This is a genomic window from Arthrobacter sp. AL12 (genome assembly GCF_029960645.1).
In the GTDB taxonomy this organism is placed as follows: domain Bacteria; phylum Actinomycetota; class Actinomycetes; order Actinomycetales; family Micrococcaceae; genus Arthrobacter.
Window position 1 is genome coordinate 289,141 of record NZ_JASBQY010000001.1, and the last position, 14,957, is coordinate 304,097.

Genomic DNA, 14,957 nt, shown 5'->3' on the forward strand with positions numbered 1-14,957 from the left:
GGCGGGGGCCGGCTCAGCGGCGGCTCCGGGTGCGGGCCGACAGCTGGGCGAGGACCTGCGCGGGCCGGTTCGTGGTGATCTCGTGGATCCCCAGCTCCTGGCAGAGCGCGACGTCGTCTTCCGAATCCACGGTCCACACCCGGAACCGGCGGCCCGAGTTCAGCCAGCGCCGGATGGTCCGGGAATGGCCGCGGACGTAGTCGATGCCCGGACCGGCCAGCCCGGTCTCGCAGTCGTCCAGGATCCGCTCGGCCTCGGTTTGGGCCGCCTTCATGAGGTTCGCGAGCGCCCCGCCGGTAATCGCCCCGAGGCCTAGCTCCTCGCGGAGCTCCAGGACGTTGACGTCGTCCACGAGCTGGCACACAGCGGCGGACGGGACTGTTTTCAGCAGGTGCTTCACCGAATCCGGGCTGAAGCTCATGAAGGACACCGTGATGTTGCCGAGCCGTGACGTCGCCGGGTCCCAGCCCTGGTACCGGAGGACTTCCAGGACCCGGTCCTCCAGCTTGAGCTGGAAGGGACTGGGGTGCTTGAGTTCAATCGCCAGGCCGATCTGCCGGCCCGCGGACTGCAGCAGGACCAGCAGTTCCGGAAGCGTCAGCAGCTGGGTGGACCTGGCGCCGTATTCGTCCGGGATCCTGGCGCCCTTCCAGGAGGAAAAGTCCAGCTGCCGGAGCTCGTTGAGGGTCCGGTCCGCGACCGGGCCGGTCCCGTCGGAGGTGCGGTCCAGGTTGGCGTCGTGCAGGAGCACCGCGTGCTGGTCCCGGGTGAGATGGATGTCGCACTCCACGCCATCGGCGCCGTCGGCGATGGCCTGCAGGTAGGCGGCCCGGGTGTGCTCGGCGAACGCCTCGCTTGAACCGCGGTGGGCGTAGACCAGCGGACGGGTTGCGGCGGACTCGTCAGTCGTCATGCTGCCACGTTAGCCGACAGCCGCTGCCCAAGCGGGGCTAGGCTGGGCACATGCAGGTGAATACTGAGCCAAGTACCCGTCCGGAAGGCCACAGCGGCGCCGGAGCCGCCGTGGCCGGCGGTGCCGCCCGCCGCCACACCGTGTCCGCCGGCGACGCCGAGAAGGCCTCCGCGCTGCGGAAAATGAAGCTGCTGGCGCTCTCGCTGCTGGTCCTGATGGCGATCATCTTTGTGGTCGCTTTCGCCCTGCAGAAGCAGTACCCCTGGCTCGAATACGTCCGGGCCGCGGCCGAGGGCGGCATGGTCGGTGCCCTCGCGGACTGGTTCGCGGTGACGGCGCTGTTCAAGTACCCGATGGGCCTCAAAATCCCGCACACCGCCATCATCCCGCAGCGCAAGGACCAGATCGGCGCGTCGCTGGGCGAATTCGTGGAGACCAACTTCCTCTCCGAGCAGGTGGTCCAGGAAAAACTGGCCTCGGTCGACATCGCCCGGAAGGCCGGGGCCTGGCTCTCCGGGTCCGGCGGCGCCGAGCGCGTCGCCAAGGAAGGCGCCGCCGTCCTCCGCGGCGCCTTTACCGTCCTCAACGACGACGACGTCCAGGCCGTGATCGAGGGAATGGTCCGCCGGCATCTGCTCGCTCCGCCGTGGGGTCCGCCGGTGGGCCGGGTCGCCCAGCGGATCTTCGAGGACGGGCACCACCACGCCCTGGTGGACGTGCTCGTGGACCGCACCGTGGACTGGGTGCGGGACAACCAGGACACCGTCAACCGGCTGGTCACCGACCGTTCCCCGACGTGGGTGCCCTCCTTCGTGGACGGGCTCGTGGGCGACAAGGTCTACGTGGAGATCCTGAAGTTCACCCGCGCCGTGCAGTCCGACCCCCAGCACCAGGTCCGCCTGTCGATCGATAAGTACCTCAAGGACCTCGCCCAGGACCTTCAGCATGATCCGGTGATGATCGCCCGGGCCGAAGGCATCAAGGCCCAGGTCCTGGGCGATCCCGAGATCCGGGAGCTCGCCTCCCGCACCTGGGGGACCATCAAGGCCGCGCTGCTCTCCGCCGTCGACGATCCGCACAGCGAGCTGACCGTGCGGTTCAAAGCCGCAGTGCATGACTTCGGCACCCGGCTGGTGGTTGACCCCGAGCTGGCCGGCAAGGTGAACAAGTGGATCGGGGACGCCGCAGGGTACCTCGTGAAGACGTACCGCTCGGACATCGCGGGCGTGATCACCGATACCGTGGCCCGCTGGGATGCCGAGGAGACCTCGCAGAAGATCGAACTCCAGATCGGCAAGGACCTGCAGTTCATCCGGATCAACGGCACCGTCGTGGGCGCGCTCGCCGGGCTCGCGATCTTTGCGGTGGCGCATCTGGCCTTCGGCTGACCCTCCGGTGCTCCCGTCTAGGCGGCGACCTTCGCCTTGGTCCGGCCCGGGACGGCGAAGATCGTGAAGGCCAGCGCGGCGAGGGCAGTGAAAACCAGCAGCAGCAACCCGATCGAGTAGCTGTGCGTCGCGGGGTCATAGGTCGCTCCCATGATCAGCGGCGGGAAGTAGCCGCCGAGGCCGCCGGCGGCGCTGACCACGCCGCTGATGCTGCCGACTTTCCCCGGCGGGGCGAGCACGCCCACCCAGGCGAACACCCCGCCCGTCCCGAGTCCCAGCGCCGCCGCCATGGCGACGAAGGTCAGGCCGGCGGGGACCTCGCCGTCGGGCTGCAGGTTCACCACCCACCCGAGGACGGCGACACCGGCCAGTGAGGTGATCACCACGGACTTGGGGCCGAACCTGTCCGCAAGCACGCCGCCCACCGGCCGTGCCAGCACGGCTGCCAGCGCGAAGCCGGCGGTGCGGGCCCCGGCGCCGCTCGGGTCGAAGCTGTAGACGTCGCGGAGGTAGGTGGGCAGGTACGTGGCGAAGGAGACGAAGCCGCCGAAGACCACGGCGTAGAGGAAGCACATCTTCCAGGTGATCGGGGTCTTCACGGCGTCGAGCAGCTTGGGCAGGACGGGGAGGTTGTTGCGCGTCCAGCCCGGGGCTTCCTTCATCAGGAACCAAACCAGGGCCGCCATGACCGCGAGGATCCCGGCGATCAGCAGGTGCGTGGGGAAGTAGCCGATCCCGGCGACCAGCCGCGGGTTCAGGAACGCGGCCAGCGCCGTGCCGCCCATCCCGGCGCCAAAGACGCCGGTGGCGAAGCCGCGCCGGGAGGGTTCGTACCAGGCGCTGACGAAGGGGATCCCGACGGCGAAGACCGTTCCGGCGACGCCCAGCAGCAGCCCGGCCCCCAGCACCAGGGCAAAGGAACCGAGGAGCCCGCCGACCGCCACAAGCAGGATCGGGAGGATGGAGGCCAGCAGCACGAAGGTGAACATGGCCCGGCCGCCGTACCGGTCCGTCAGGGTGCCGACGACGATCCGGCCAAGCGCGCCGACGAACACGGGCATCGCCACGAGCACGCCGGTGGCGGCCGGGGTGAGTTGGAGGGTCTGTGTGTAGAAGGCGCCGAGGGTGGCCACCGAGTTCCAGGCCCAGAACCCGACCACCGACGCCGAGGTGGCGAGCACGAGGTTCAGGGTCCGCCCGGCGGGGGCGCCCGACGGAAGGGGCTCGGATCCGGCCACTGGTGGTCCTCTCAGTTCGACATCGGTGGTGCGCCGGGCTGCGGCCCGGCTCACCGGTTGCGGGTGTCCCGGTCGCGGGTTCCGACGGCGGACCAGCCGCGGCGGGCCGCGACATTGGCGGCCCGTCGCGGTGCCGGGGCTCCTGCCTTGCTGCCGCCCCGGTCCCGGTCCCGGGAGCGGTAGACGATGTAGGGACGGAACAGGTAGTGGAACGGGGCGGTAAAGGCGTGGACCAGCCTGGTGAAGGGCCAGATCATGAACAGCGCCATGCCCACGAGGGTGTGCAGGTGGAAGGAGAACGGCGCGGCCGCCATGGCCGCCAGGTCCGGCTGGAAGACGAACAGGGAGCGGAACCACGGGGCCACCGTCTCGCGGTAGTTGTGCCCGTGCCCGCCCTCGAAGACACTGGCCAGGGTGGTCCACAGGCCGAACACGATGGCGGCGGTCAGCACCACGTACATGGTCTTGTCGTTCCTGGTGGTGGCCATAAAGACCGGCCCGGTGGTGCGGCGGCGGTAGATCAGCAGCAGAATCCCGCCCAGGGTCCCCACCCCCGCAATGCCGCCCACGAACAGAGCGTTGAAGTGGTAGAAGTCCTGGCTCATGCCCACCGCCTGGGTCCAGGCCATCGGGATGACCAGGCCAAAGAAGTGACCGGCGATCACGGCGAGCAGGCCGAAGTGGAACAAGGGTGAGGCGATCCGCAGCAGCCGCGACTCGTAGAGCTGGGAGGACCGGGTGGTCCAACCGAACTGGTCATACCTGTAGCGCCAGATAAGGCCGCCGATCAGCACAACGACCATGACGTATGGCAGGACGCCCCAGAGCACGATGTCCAGGGCGGAGAGTTCGACGGCGGCTCCGGGCTCGGTTTCGGACACCAGCATTCTCAGGCCCCCTTCACGGGCAGCAGCCGCGGATCGTACGGGTCCAGGCCGACCGCTTCGGTGGGCGGACCGTAGCCGGCCATCCGCATCACGGCCTGCTCGTCGGCCGGCGATTTGCCGGGCAGCGTGGCGCAGATGGCCTGCACGATCCGGGCGTGCGGGAGCTTGTCCCGGAGCAGCCCGAACCGGAGCATCTCCAGGCTCGCCCGGAAGCGGGTCAGCAACTCGCGGCCGGCGGCGAGGTCCACGAGTGCGGCGTATTCCAGCACCATCGGCAGGTAGTCGGGCAGTTCCCCGTGGGTGTCCACCAGGATGTCACTTTGCCGGTAGGTTTTCTTGAAGTTGCCCAGGACTTCGCCGCGGCGCCGGGTGTCCCCGTCCGTCCAGTAGGACAGGTGCAGGGCGTGGCGCTTGCCGAGGTCGAACTCGCGCACGTACTGGGCCTGGCTCTCCATCGGCGGTGTTGATTCCAGTGCATCCAGCACCTCCTGGAAGTCCGCGGCGGCGCCGCGGAACTCGGCCAGCGCGGCCCGCATGAGCGGGACCTTGCCGATCAGGTCCTCGTCCGGGTAGGACAGGCACCAGGACGCCGCGAGGTAGACCACCTGCTCGCGGCGGCTCACAACCGCTCCCCCTCGGCCGGGGTGCCCCGACCGGACGGCGCGGGTCGCTTTTCCGGCAACAGCGCCTTTTCCGGGAACGCCGCCTTCTCCGGGAACAGCCCGGCGGGGGCCCCCGTCCCGTCCCAGTTCAGCAGGTTCACCCGGCCGCGCAGGGTGGTTTCGCCGGGCGCCGCGTCGGAGGTCTGCCGGTCGCGCAGTGCGTTGAAGGTCTCCACCGCCACCGGGACGGGCCGGCCGCTGGCCTCGCCGAACGGTGCGGAATCCTGCATGCCCGGTCCGCCCTCGAAGTCCAGCGAGCAGCCCATCTCCTCCAGGTCATGGGCCTGTTCCACGTGGGCCTTGGGGATGACGTACCGTTCCTCGTATTTCGCGATCGCCATCAGCCGGTACATCTCGTACATCGTCTGGCTGTCCATGCCCACGGACTCGGGGATGGAGTCGTCGGGGTCGTTGCCGAGGCTGATGCCGCGCATGAAGGAGCGCATGGCGGCGAGTTTCTTCAGCACCGCGGTGACCCGGTCCGCGTCACCGGCGGTGAAGAGTTCCGCGAGGTATTCCACCGGGATGCGCAGCGCGTCGATGGCGCCGAAGAGGTTGCCGGAGTCCTCGCCGTCGTGCCCCTGGTCGCGCAGCAGGTCCACCACGGGCGAGAGCGGCGGCACATACCAGACCATCGGCATGGTCCGGTATTCGGGGTGCAGCGGCAGGGCCACCTTGTAGACCTTGGCCAGGGCGTACACCGGCGAGCGCCGCGCGGCGTCAATCCAGTCCGCCGGGATGCCCTGGGCGCGGGCTTCGGCCTGGACGGCGGGGTCGTTCGGGTCCAGCAGCACGTCCATCTGGGCGTCATAGAGTTCCCGGGGGTCTGTGACGGACGCCGCGGCCGTGACGGCGTCGGCGTCGTACAGGAACAGCCCCAGGTACCGCAGCCGGCCCACGCAGGTCTCCGAGCAGACCGTTGGCAGTCCCACCTCCACCCGCGGGTAGCAGAAGGTGCACTTCTCGGCCTTGCCGGTCTTGTGGTTGAAGTAGATCTTCTTGTACGGGCAGCCGGTAACGCACTGCCGCCAGCCGCGGCATTTGTCCTGGTCCACCAGGACGATCCCGTCCTCCACGCGCTTGTAGATCGCGCCGGAGGGGCAGGAGGCCATACAGGAGGGGTTCAGGCAGTGTTCGCAGATCCGCGGGAGGTAGAACATGAAGGTCTGCTCGTAGGCGAACTTGATCTTGTCCTCGGATTCCCGCCGGACCTTTTCCACGATCGGATCCAGGTGCCCGTGCTCGGTGGAACCGCCCAGGTCATCGTCCCAGTTCGCCGACCAGGTGATCTTGGTGTCCTTCCCGGTGATCAGTGACTTGGGCCGGGCCACCGGGAAATCGTCGCCCAGGGGCGCGTCCACGAGGGTCTTGTAGTCGTAGGTCCAGGGCTCGTAGTAGTCCTTGAGCTCGGGCTGGACCGGGCTGGCGAAGATCCCGAAGAGCTTCTTGACCCGGCCGCCGGCCTTGAGGACCAGCTTGCCGCGTTTGTTCAGCACCCAGCCGCCCTGCCACTTGTCCTGGTCCTCGTAGCGGCGCGGATACCCCTGCCCGGGGCGGGTTTCGACGTTGTTGAACCAGACGTACTCGGTGCCCGCACGGTTGGTCCAGGCCTGCTTGCAGGTCACGGAGCAGGTGTGGCAGCCGATGCATTTGTCCAGGTTCATGACCATGCCCATTTGAGCCATAACACGCATCAGTACTGCACCTCCTGGGAACGACGGCGGACGGTGGCGACCATGTCGCGCTGGTTCCCGGTGGGGCCGAGGTAGTTGAACGCGTAGGCCTGCTGGGCGTACCCGCCGATCAGGTGCGAGGGTTTGACCAGCAGCCGGGTTACGGAATTGTGGATGCCGCCGCGGCGCCCGGTGGCCTCGGACTTCGGCACGTCGATGGTGCGTTCCTGCGCGTGGTGGACGTAGACCACCCCGGCCGGCATCCGGTGGCTGACGATTGCCCGGGCCACCAGGACGCCGTTGATGTTCAGGCACTCCACCCAGTCGTTGTCCTTGACCTGGATGGCGTCCGCGTCGGCGGGGCTCATCCAGACCGTCGGCCCGCCGCGGGAGAGCGAGAGCATCAGCAGGTTGTCCTGGTATTCGGAGTGGATGGACCACTTGGAGTGCGGCGTCAGGTAGCGGACCACGACCTCCATCGCCCCGTCCTGGCCGAGTTTGGGTTCACCGAAGAGCTTGTGCATGTCCAGCGGCGGCCGGTAGATCGGCAGGGCCTCGCCGATGTCGATCATCCAGTCGTGGTCGAGGAAGAAGTGCATCCGGCCGGTCAGGGTGTGGAAGGGCTTGAGCCGTTCGATATTGATGGTGAACGGGGCGTAGCGGCGCCCGCCGGTTTCGGAGCCGGACCATTCCGGGGAGGTGATCACCGGGACCGGGCCGGCCTGGGTCTGGGCGAAGGTGATGAATTTTTCCTCGGACCCCTCTGACAGGTCCGCCAGTTTCTGACCGGTGCGCAGTTCCAGGTCCTTGAAGCCCTGCACGGACAGCGCGCCGTTGGTGGTCCCGGAGAACGCCAGGATGGCCTCGGCCATTTTCGCGTCGGTGTCGATCGCGGGGCGGCCGTCCGCGGCGCCGCCGAGCATGACGCCGTTGGAGCGGCTGAGCCGGTCCAGGGGTCCGGCGAGTTTGTAGGTGACGTTCTTGACCGTGAATCCCAGTTTGTCGGCCAGCGGCCCGACGGCGGCCAGCTTGTCCGCGATGGCGGTGTAGTCCCGCTCCACGACGGAAAAGACGGGCATGTTCTGCCCGGGGACCGCGGGGATGGAGGTGTCCCGCCAGTCCCGGACGATCCCGCCGGGCTGGGCGAGCTGGCCCGGGGTGTCGTGCTGCAGCGGCACGCTGACCAGGTCCCGGCGCATGCCCAGGTGGGTCCTGGCCTGCCGGGAGAACTCCTGGGCCAGCAGGTGGAACATGTCGAAGTCCGTTTTGGTCTCCCACGGCGGGTCGATCGCCGGGGTGAAGGCGTGCACGAAGGGGTGCATGTCGGTGGAGGACAGATCATGCTTCTCGTACCAGGTGGCGGCCGGGAACACGACGTCGGACAGCAGGGTGGTGGAGGTCATCCGGAAGTCCGCGGAGACCAGCAGGTCCAGTTTCCCTTCGGGCGCCTGGTCGTGCCATTTCACGTCCCGGGGTTTGAGGCCTTCGGCGTGGTCCTTGCCAAGGACATTGTTGTGGGTTCCCAGCAGGTTCCGCAGGAAGTATTCGTTGCCCTTGGCGGAGGAGCCGAACAGGTTGGAGCGCCACAGCACGAGCGTCCGCGGCCAGTTCTCCGGGGCGTCGATGTCCTCGATCGCCGGGTTCAGGGTGCGGTTCTTCAGCGCGTCCGCGATGTAGCTGGGCGTGTCCGTCGCCGTGCCGGCGGCGACGGCGGCCTCCGCCTCGTCCGCGAGGTCCAGCGGGTTGCGGTCAAACTGCGGGTAGAAGGGCATCCAGCCGAGCCGGGCGGACTGCGCCAGCGCGTCCGCGGTGTGCATGCCGTCCATGGCCCCGGTGGACAGCGGGGACTTCAGCGCGTCCGCGGAGTAGCCGTCCTGCCGCCACTGGTCCGTGTGCATGTACCAGTAGCCGGTGCCGATCATGGTCCGGGGCGGTCGTGACCAGTCCAGGGCGTTGGCCAGTGAGAGCCAGCCGGTGACCGGCCGGGTCTTTTCCTGTCCCACGTAGTGCGCCCAGCCGCCGCCGTTGCGGCCCATGCAGCCGGTCAGCATCACCAGTGCCAGCACCGCCCGGTAGGTGGTGTCGCCGTGGAACCACTGGCAGATCCCGGCGCCCATGATGATCATGGACCGGCCCTTGGACTGTTCGGCGTTCCGGGCGAATTCGCGCGCCACCCGGATGCAGGCCTGCGCGGGGACGGACGTGATCTCCTCCTGCCAGGCCGGGGTGTAGGGCGTTGCGGCGTCGTCGTGGCCTGAGGCCCATTCCCCCGGCAGGCCCTCGCGGCCCACGCCGTACTGGGCCAGCATCAGGTCGAACACGGTGGTGACCAGCTGGCCCTCCACCTCGATGACGGGCACCCCGCGGCGGAGCACACTGCCGGTGCCGTCGGCTGCCTCGAAGCAGGGCAGCAGGATCTCGGCGCTCTCGGCGGAGACTTCGCGCAGCGACAGCGCCGGTTCGATGCCCTCCAGGTCCAGGTTCCATTTGCCCTCGCCGCTGCCGGAGTAGCGGAACCCCAGGGAGCCGTTGGGGACGGCGGGGCGTCCGGACTTCCTGTCGAACAGCACGGTGCGGAACGCCGCGTCCTCGGCCAGGGACTCCGCCGGGATGTCCCTGGCGGTGAGGAACTTCGACGGGGTGAGGGTGCCGTCGTCGCGCCGTTCGAGCCGGACCAGGAACGGCAGGTCCGTGTACTGGCGGACGTAGTCGGAGAAGAACGGGACCTCACGCTCGACGAAGAATTCCTTGAGCATGACGTGGCCCATCGCCATCGCCAGGGCAGCGTCGGTTCCGGCCTGGGCGGGGAGCCATTCGTCGGCGAATTTGGTGTTGTCCGCATAGTCGGGGCTGACCGTGACCACCTTGGTGCCGCGGTAGCGCACCTCGGCCATCCAGTGCGCGTCCGGCGTCCGGGTGACGGGGACATTCGAGCCCCACATCATGAGGTAACCGGCGTCCCACCAGTCGCCGGATTCCGGGACGTCGGTCTGGTCCCCGAAGACCTGCGGGCTGGCCACGGGCAGGTCCGCGTACCAGTCGTAGAAGGACGTCATCACCCCGCCGATCAGCTGGATGAAGCGGGTGCCGACCGCGTGCGAGACCATCGACATCGCGGGGATCGGCGAGAAGCCGGCGCACCGGTCCGGCCCGTAGTTCTTGATCGTGTTCACGTGGGCGGCGGCGGCGATTTCAACCGCTTCCTGCCAGGAGACCCGGACCAGGCCGCCCTTGCCGCGGGCCAGCTGGTATCGGCGGCGCCGCTCCGGGTCCCCCACGATGTCGGCGAAGGCCAGCACCGGGTCGCCCAGCCGGGCCTTGGACTCGCGGTACATCTCGACCAGGACGCCCCGGGCGTAGGGGAACCGGACGCGGGTGGGCGAGTAGGTGTACCAGGAAAAGGCCGCCCCGCGGGGGCAGCCTCTCGGTTCGTATTCCGGACTGTCCGGACCCACTGAGGGGTAGTCCGTCTGCTGGGATTCCCAGGTGATGATGCCGTCCTTGACGTACACCTTCCAGGAGCACGAGCCGGTGCAGTTCACCCCGTGGGTGGAGCGGACCACCTTGTCGTGGCTCCACCGGTCCCGGTAGAAGATGTCGCCCTTGCGGCCGCCTTCCCGGAACACGGCCCTGCCGTCGTCGGTCTGGTCCCATTTCGTGAAGAATCGGCCCAGCTTCAACATTGCATCCGAGGCGGGTCCGTCCAACCCCGCGGAGCCTCCGGCAGTCATGACCCCAAGCTAGGGTGCCGTTTCCGGCCCGGATAGGGCCTTACGGCACTGGGCAGACCCCGGCCGGGGTCAGAAATTGATCCCTTTGACGAAGGTGATGAGCTTGTCCTTGATCTGCTCGGCCGGAGGACCGTCCGGGGAGATCAGGATCTGCACGGTGAAAATGGCCATGTTCTGGCCGCGTGCGACCATGAGGGACATGTACGTGAGAGGTACGTCGCTCGGCGGTCGGAGGGCCTTCGGTCCGCCGGGGTCCGTCCGGACGATCAGGATCGCCCTGTCTCCGACCCCCTCGATCTCCTGGCCGTCCGGCACCGGACGGGACAACAATGAAGCACCGCCCTGATGGAATTCGATGGAAAACAGGAGCGAGTCCGGTCCGGGCGCGCCCAAGGCGCCGAAGGTGTACCGGCAGTCGCCGTCCGGGACGGGGATCCCGGAAGCCATCGGTGGCGCCGCCACGAATCGCAGGTCGAGTGATTCGTTGCCGCGGACCGCCTTGAGGATCGTGTTGGCCGACGCCCCGCCGGCCTCGCCGCGGAACCACCCCGTCCATTGGAAGCACGCGAAGTCGCCAATGCCCGCTGCGGGCGAGCAGTCCGGCGTCTTCTTCGCCTCGGCGATCTCTGCCGCCGACGCGGGCGAGGTCAATGCCACGGACAGTGCGTTCATGCCCTGGTCCGATTTGCTCATGTAGCTACACAGGTAGGCGGGACTCCCCGGAGGTTTGGCGGCCTGGTTCTGGCCCACGCCGGCGAAACCCGGGTCCATCTTGGCTGCAATCCCCGGTGTGATGAGATCGCAGGCCGGATTGCCTGAACCTGACGCCGGCGGCCCGGTGGACGGCGGCGTACCCCCTTGTGCGCATGCCCCGAGGAGAAGCACAAGCGCCGCGGGGAGCGCCAGGCACAGTCGAAAAGCACGGATCCGATGAACGCGCATGGTTTTCCCCAGTCCCGGGAAACCGCCCCCTCCTATTCGAGGGCGGCTCCGATGAGACCAACGCTAGGGTCTAGTGGGTTGTACGAACAGGGCCGACCGGCCCCGGGGGGGTGACACGGCAGCTTCTAGGCGAAGGACTCCAGTTCGACGCCTGCCTTCTCCAGCGCGGCGCGGACGGCGGCGGCCACCGACACTGAGCCCGGGGTGTCGCCGTGCAGGCACAGGGAATGCGGCGTGAGCGTGACCACCGTGCCATCGACCGCCAGGACTTCACCCTTGAGCGCCAGACGGAGCGCCCGCCCGACGATCTGCTCGGGGTCTTCAATCACGGATTCCTCCTCCATGCGCGGCACCAGCGTGCCGTCCGGGAGGTAGGCGCGGTCGGCGAAGGCTTCATGGAACACCGGGTTGCCCGCGTCCCGGGCGATCCCCAGCAGGGCTGAACCCTCCAGGCCCAAGATAGGAAGTCCCGGATCGTAGGCCTGGATGGCGGCGACCACGGCGGAGGCCTGCTCGGCGTCGCGGACTGTCCGGTCGTACAGCGCCCCGTGCAGTTTGACGTAGTCCACCGAGGCGCCGACGGCGTGCGCCACCCCGTCCAGCGCGCCGAGCTGGTACAGCACGGCGCCGAAGAGGTCATCGAAGGTGATGTCCATGGTCCGGAGGCCGAAGCCGGCGAGGTCCGGGTAGCCCAGGTGCGCGCCGACCCGGACGTCGAGCTCGTAGGCGGCCCGGCAGGTGTCCAGCATGGTCACCGGATCCCCGGCGTGCAGCCCGCAGGCCACGCTGGCGCTGGTGACCAGCGGGAACATCGCGGCGTCATCGCCCATGGTCCAGGTCCCGTAGGACTCCCCCAGGTCAGCGTTCAGATCCAAAACGTGCCGCCGTTCTGCGCGGCTTTGCCCTGGCCGCCAGGCACTGCTGCCGGGCTGGCGGCTACTGCCGCCGGGCCTGTGGGTGCTGCCGGGCCTGCGGGTGCCGGGCCTGCAGCTGCGGCACCTGCGGGTGCCGGGCCTGCAGCTGCGGGTGCCGAGGGGCCGCTCAGTTCGCCGGGGATGACGAGCGGCATCGGGCCGAACGCTTCCTTGGCGGTCGCGACGACCGCGCGCCCCATCATCCGGTTGCCCACGCCGCCGACGACGGCGCCGATGCCGAACGGCAACGCCCGTCCCAGCAGGGCCGTGCCCTGCTGTTTGAGCAGGGTCCGGAGGAACATTGTCTGAATCCGTGCCCGCACCGTGCCGAAGCCGGAGAGCGGAACCCGGCGGGAGAAGAGGGATCCCCAAGCCTGGGTGGGGCCCTTGCCCTGTCCCGCGGCCTGCCCGCTGAGCGAGCTCAACAGGGCGGTGCCCTCCTCGCCCAGCATGATGGCCATGACCAGGGTGCTGGCCTTCTCCGGGTCCAGCAGCCTCACGCCGTGGAGTTCGGCGAGGGAGGTGGAGAAAAGTGCGGTGGCTTCGAGGAAACCGATGGTCGCGGCGGCCGAGAGGCCCAGGGCGGCGGCCGTCCCGACGCCGGGAATCACCGCTGCGCCGCCCACCAGCGCGCCGCCGCCGGTGACGGCGATAAGGTAGTCCCGTTCCAGGGTCGCGGCGAGCTGCGCCGCCGTGGCCTGCGGATTCCTCCGCTGGAGCCGGCGGAGGTTCGCCAGGACGAGCGGGCGCTGGACTTCCACAGCCCGCAGGAGCACGTTGTGGACACCCGGCTTGGGTTTGCCCTCGGCGTCGAACATCGCGCTGTGTGCTGACTTCTGGGCAATTGTTACTGCCGGGTTCCTGCGCTTGGCCATCGTCGCCTCTCCGTGAACTGTAAGGGTGCTGAGTTTCGTCTGGTGTTAACACTAGGCCACAGCTGACACAGCGTCGGGGTATCCGGGCCGCGGCGCGGGCAGTTGGGGGCGGATGGGCGGCGCGCATTCGCCCTCAACTGCCCGCAGGGCCGGCGGGTCTAGCGCGGGGTGCGGATGAGCTTCTTGTTGACGAACTCATTCATGCCGAACCGTGCCAGCTCGCGCCCGACGCCGGAGCGCTTCACCCCGCCGAAGGGCAGGTCCGCCTGGGTTTCAGCCACGGAATTGATGAACACCATGCCGGTGTCCAGCTGGTCTGCCACGTCCTTGGCCTTCTCGGCGTCGGCGCTGAAGACCGCGCCGCCGAGGCCGTACGGGGAACCGTTCGCCAGCTCGATGGCCTCCTCCACCGTGGCGACCTTGTAGATGACCGCGGCCGGGCCGAAGAGCTCTTCGGAGAATGCCCGCATCCCGGGGGTCACGCCGGTCAGCACGGTGGGCTCGACGTAGGCGCCGGGGCCCTCGACGTGGTGTCCGCCGGTCTGCAGGGTGGCGCCCTTGTCCACGGCGTCCTGGATCTGCTCTATGAGGCTGTCCGCGGCACCCTGCGAGGAGAGCGGGCCGAACCGGGTGTCGGCCAGCAGAGGGTCGCCCGGCTTAATCGCGGACATTCTGGCGGTGAATTTCTCCACGAACGCCTCGTATAGGTCCTCGAGGATGATGAAGCGCTTTGAGGCGGTGCAGGCCTGCCCGGCGTTCCCCATCCGTCCGCTGACCGCGGCTTTGACGGTGGCGTCGAGGTCCCCGGAGTCGAGGACGATGAAGGGGTCGCTGCCGCCGAGTTCCAGGACGTACTTCTTCAGGTTCCGGCCGGCCACTTCGGCAACGGCCGAGCCTGCCCGCTCGCTGCCGGTCAGCGAGACACCCTGGACGCGGTCATCGGCGATGACCTCCGCAACCTGGTCGTTACTCAGAAACAGGTTGATGTAGGCCCCTTCGGGGAGCCCTGCGTCCTTGAAGATCTGCTCGATGGCGAGGGCCGACTGGGGGCAGCTGCCGGCGTGCTTGAGGAGGATGGTGTTGCCGAGGACCAGGTTGGGGGCGGCGAACCGCGCCACTTGGTAGTAGGGGTAGTTCCAGGGCATGATCCCCAGCAGCGGCCCGACCGGCGCGGAGCGGACGATGGCCTCGCCGCCGCCCTTGACGTCAAGGATTTCGTCCTGAAGGAAGGACGGGCCCTCGTCCGCGTAGTAGGCGTAGATGTCAGCCACGAGGCCTACTTCGCCGCGGGACTGGGCCAGGGGCTTGCCCATCTCCGTGGCAATGAGCCGGGCCAGCTCGTCCCGGCGCTCCCGGTACAGCTCGGCCACCCGGGCAATCACCTTCGCGCGGGCCTCCACCGGCGCCGATTGCCAGTCCCGGAAGGCAGCCTTCGAGTCCGCCAGCGCGTGCTCCACCTCGGCCGCGGTGGCGAGCGGGAATTCCTTCAACGTTTCTCCGGTCGCGGGGTTCACTGTCTTGTAGGCAGTCATTAATCCACCATCTCCGTTTCTGAGTAGTCCAGTTCAACCGGGCCCGTGCCGCCGCCGCGTTGTTGAGGCAGGGCGGCCGTCCGGGTCCAGTACGTCGGAACGGGATGACCCGATAAGGTCGCCCGTCCCATTAGGCGGCAACCCGGGCACCCGTCCAGCTATTCCATCCGGTCTCCGGGGGAGGCACCCGTCCGACGGGCTG

11 protein-coding genes are annotated in these 14,957 nt (G+C 68.6%); 1 reads left to right on the forward strand and 10 read right to left on the reverse strand.

Going from position 1 to position 14,957, the window contains the following annotated elements:
* Positions 1-13: 13 nt before the first annotated feature.
* A complete protein-coding gene (locus tag QK291_RS01405) occupies positions 14-913 on the reverse strand; it encodes a glycerophosphodiester phosphodiesterase family protein (protein WP_282378378.1) in 900 nt (299 codons plus the stop codon).
* 50 nt (positions 914-963) lie between these two features.
* Here QK291_RS01405 and QK291_RS01410 point away from each other — a divergent pair, with 50 nt between their 5' ends.
* Positions 964-2,301, forward strand: a complete 1,338-nt coding sequence (locus tag QK291_RS01410) for a DUF445 domain-containing protein (protein WP_282378380.1) — start codon at positions 964-966, stop codon at positions 2,299-2,301.
* A gap of 17 nt (positions 2,302-2,318) precedes the next feature.
* Here QK291_RS01410 and QK291_RS01415 read toward each other — a convergent pair whose 3' ends face one another.
* The 9 genes from QK291_RS01415 to QK291_RS01455 form a co-directional block, all read right to left on the reverse strand.
* Positions 2,319-3,539: an MFS transporter gene (locus QK291_RS01415; RefSeq protein WP_282378382.1), complete on the reverse strand. Its 1,221-nt coding sequence runs from the start codon at positions 3,537-3,539 to the stop codon at positions 2,319-2,321.
* A 50-nt stretch (positions 3,540-3,589) separates the two neighbouring features.
* On the reverse strand, positions 3,590-4,426 hold the full coding sequence (gene narI, locus QK291_RS01420) for a respiratory nitrate reductase subunit gamma (protein WP_282378383.1): 837 nt from the start codon (positions 4,424-4,426) through the stop codon (positions 3,590-3,592).
* Positions 4,427-4,428: 2 nt separating this feature from the next.
* Complete coding sequence (narJ, locus tag QK291_RS01425; protein WP_282378384.1) at positions 4,429-5,049, reverse strand: nitrate reductase molybdenum cofactor assembly chaperone; 621 nt, start codon at positions 5,047-5,049, stop codon at positions 4,429-4,431.
* Positions 5,046-6,782, reverse strand: coding sequence for a nitrate reductase subunit beta (gene narH / locus QK291_RS01430; protein ID WP_282378386.1), 1,737 nt, complete (start codon positions 6,780-6,782; stop codon positions 5,046-5,048). Before narH ends, narJ begins: the two co-directional genes overlap by 4 nt.
* Complete coding sequence (locus QK291_RS01435; RefSeq protein WP_282378388.1) at positions 6,782-10,492, reverse strand: nitrate reductase subunit alpha; 3,711 nt, start codon at positions 10,490-10,492, stop codon at positions 6,782-6,784. The genes narH and QK291_RS01435 overlap by 1 nt, the downstream gene beginning before the upstream one ends.
* Positions 10,493-10,561: 69 nt before the next feature.
* Positions 10,562-11,263 (reverse strand): hypothetical protein, encoded by a 702-nt coding sequence (locus QK291_RS01440; protein WP_282378390.1) that lies wholly within the window; start codon positions 11,261-11,263, stop codon positions 10,562-10,564.
* Between the two features lie 296 nt (positions 11,264-11,559).
* Complete coding sequence (locus tag QK291_RS01445; RefSeq protein ID WP_282378391.1) at positions 11,560-12,309, reverse strand: 5-oxoprolinase subunit PxpA; 750 nt, start codon at positions 12,307-12,309, stop codon at positions 11,560-11,562.
* Positions 12,300-13,223: a hypothetical protein gene (locus tag QK291_RS01450; RefSeq protein ID WP_282378392.1), complete on the reverse strand. Its 924-nt coding sequence runs from the start codon at positions 13,221-13,223 to the stop codon at positions 12,300-12,302. The genes QK291_RS01445 and QK291_RS01450 overlap by 10 nt, the downstream gene beginning before the upstream one ends.
* A 158-nt stretch (positions 13,224-13,381) precedes the next feature.
* On the reverse strand, positions 13,382-14,755 hold the full coding sequence (locus tag QK291_RS01455) for an NAD-dependent succinate-semialdehyde dehydrogenase (protein WP_282378394.1): 1,374 nt from the start codon (positions 14,753-14,755) through the stop codon (positions 13,382-13,384).
* Positions 14,756-14,957 lie beyond the last annotated feature (202 nt).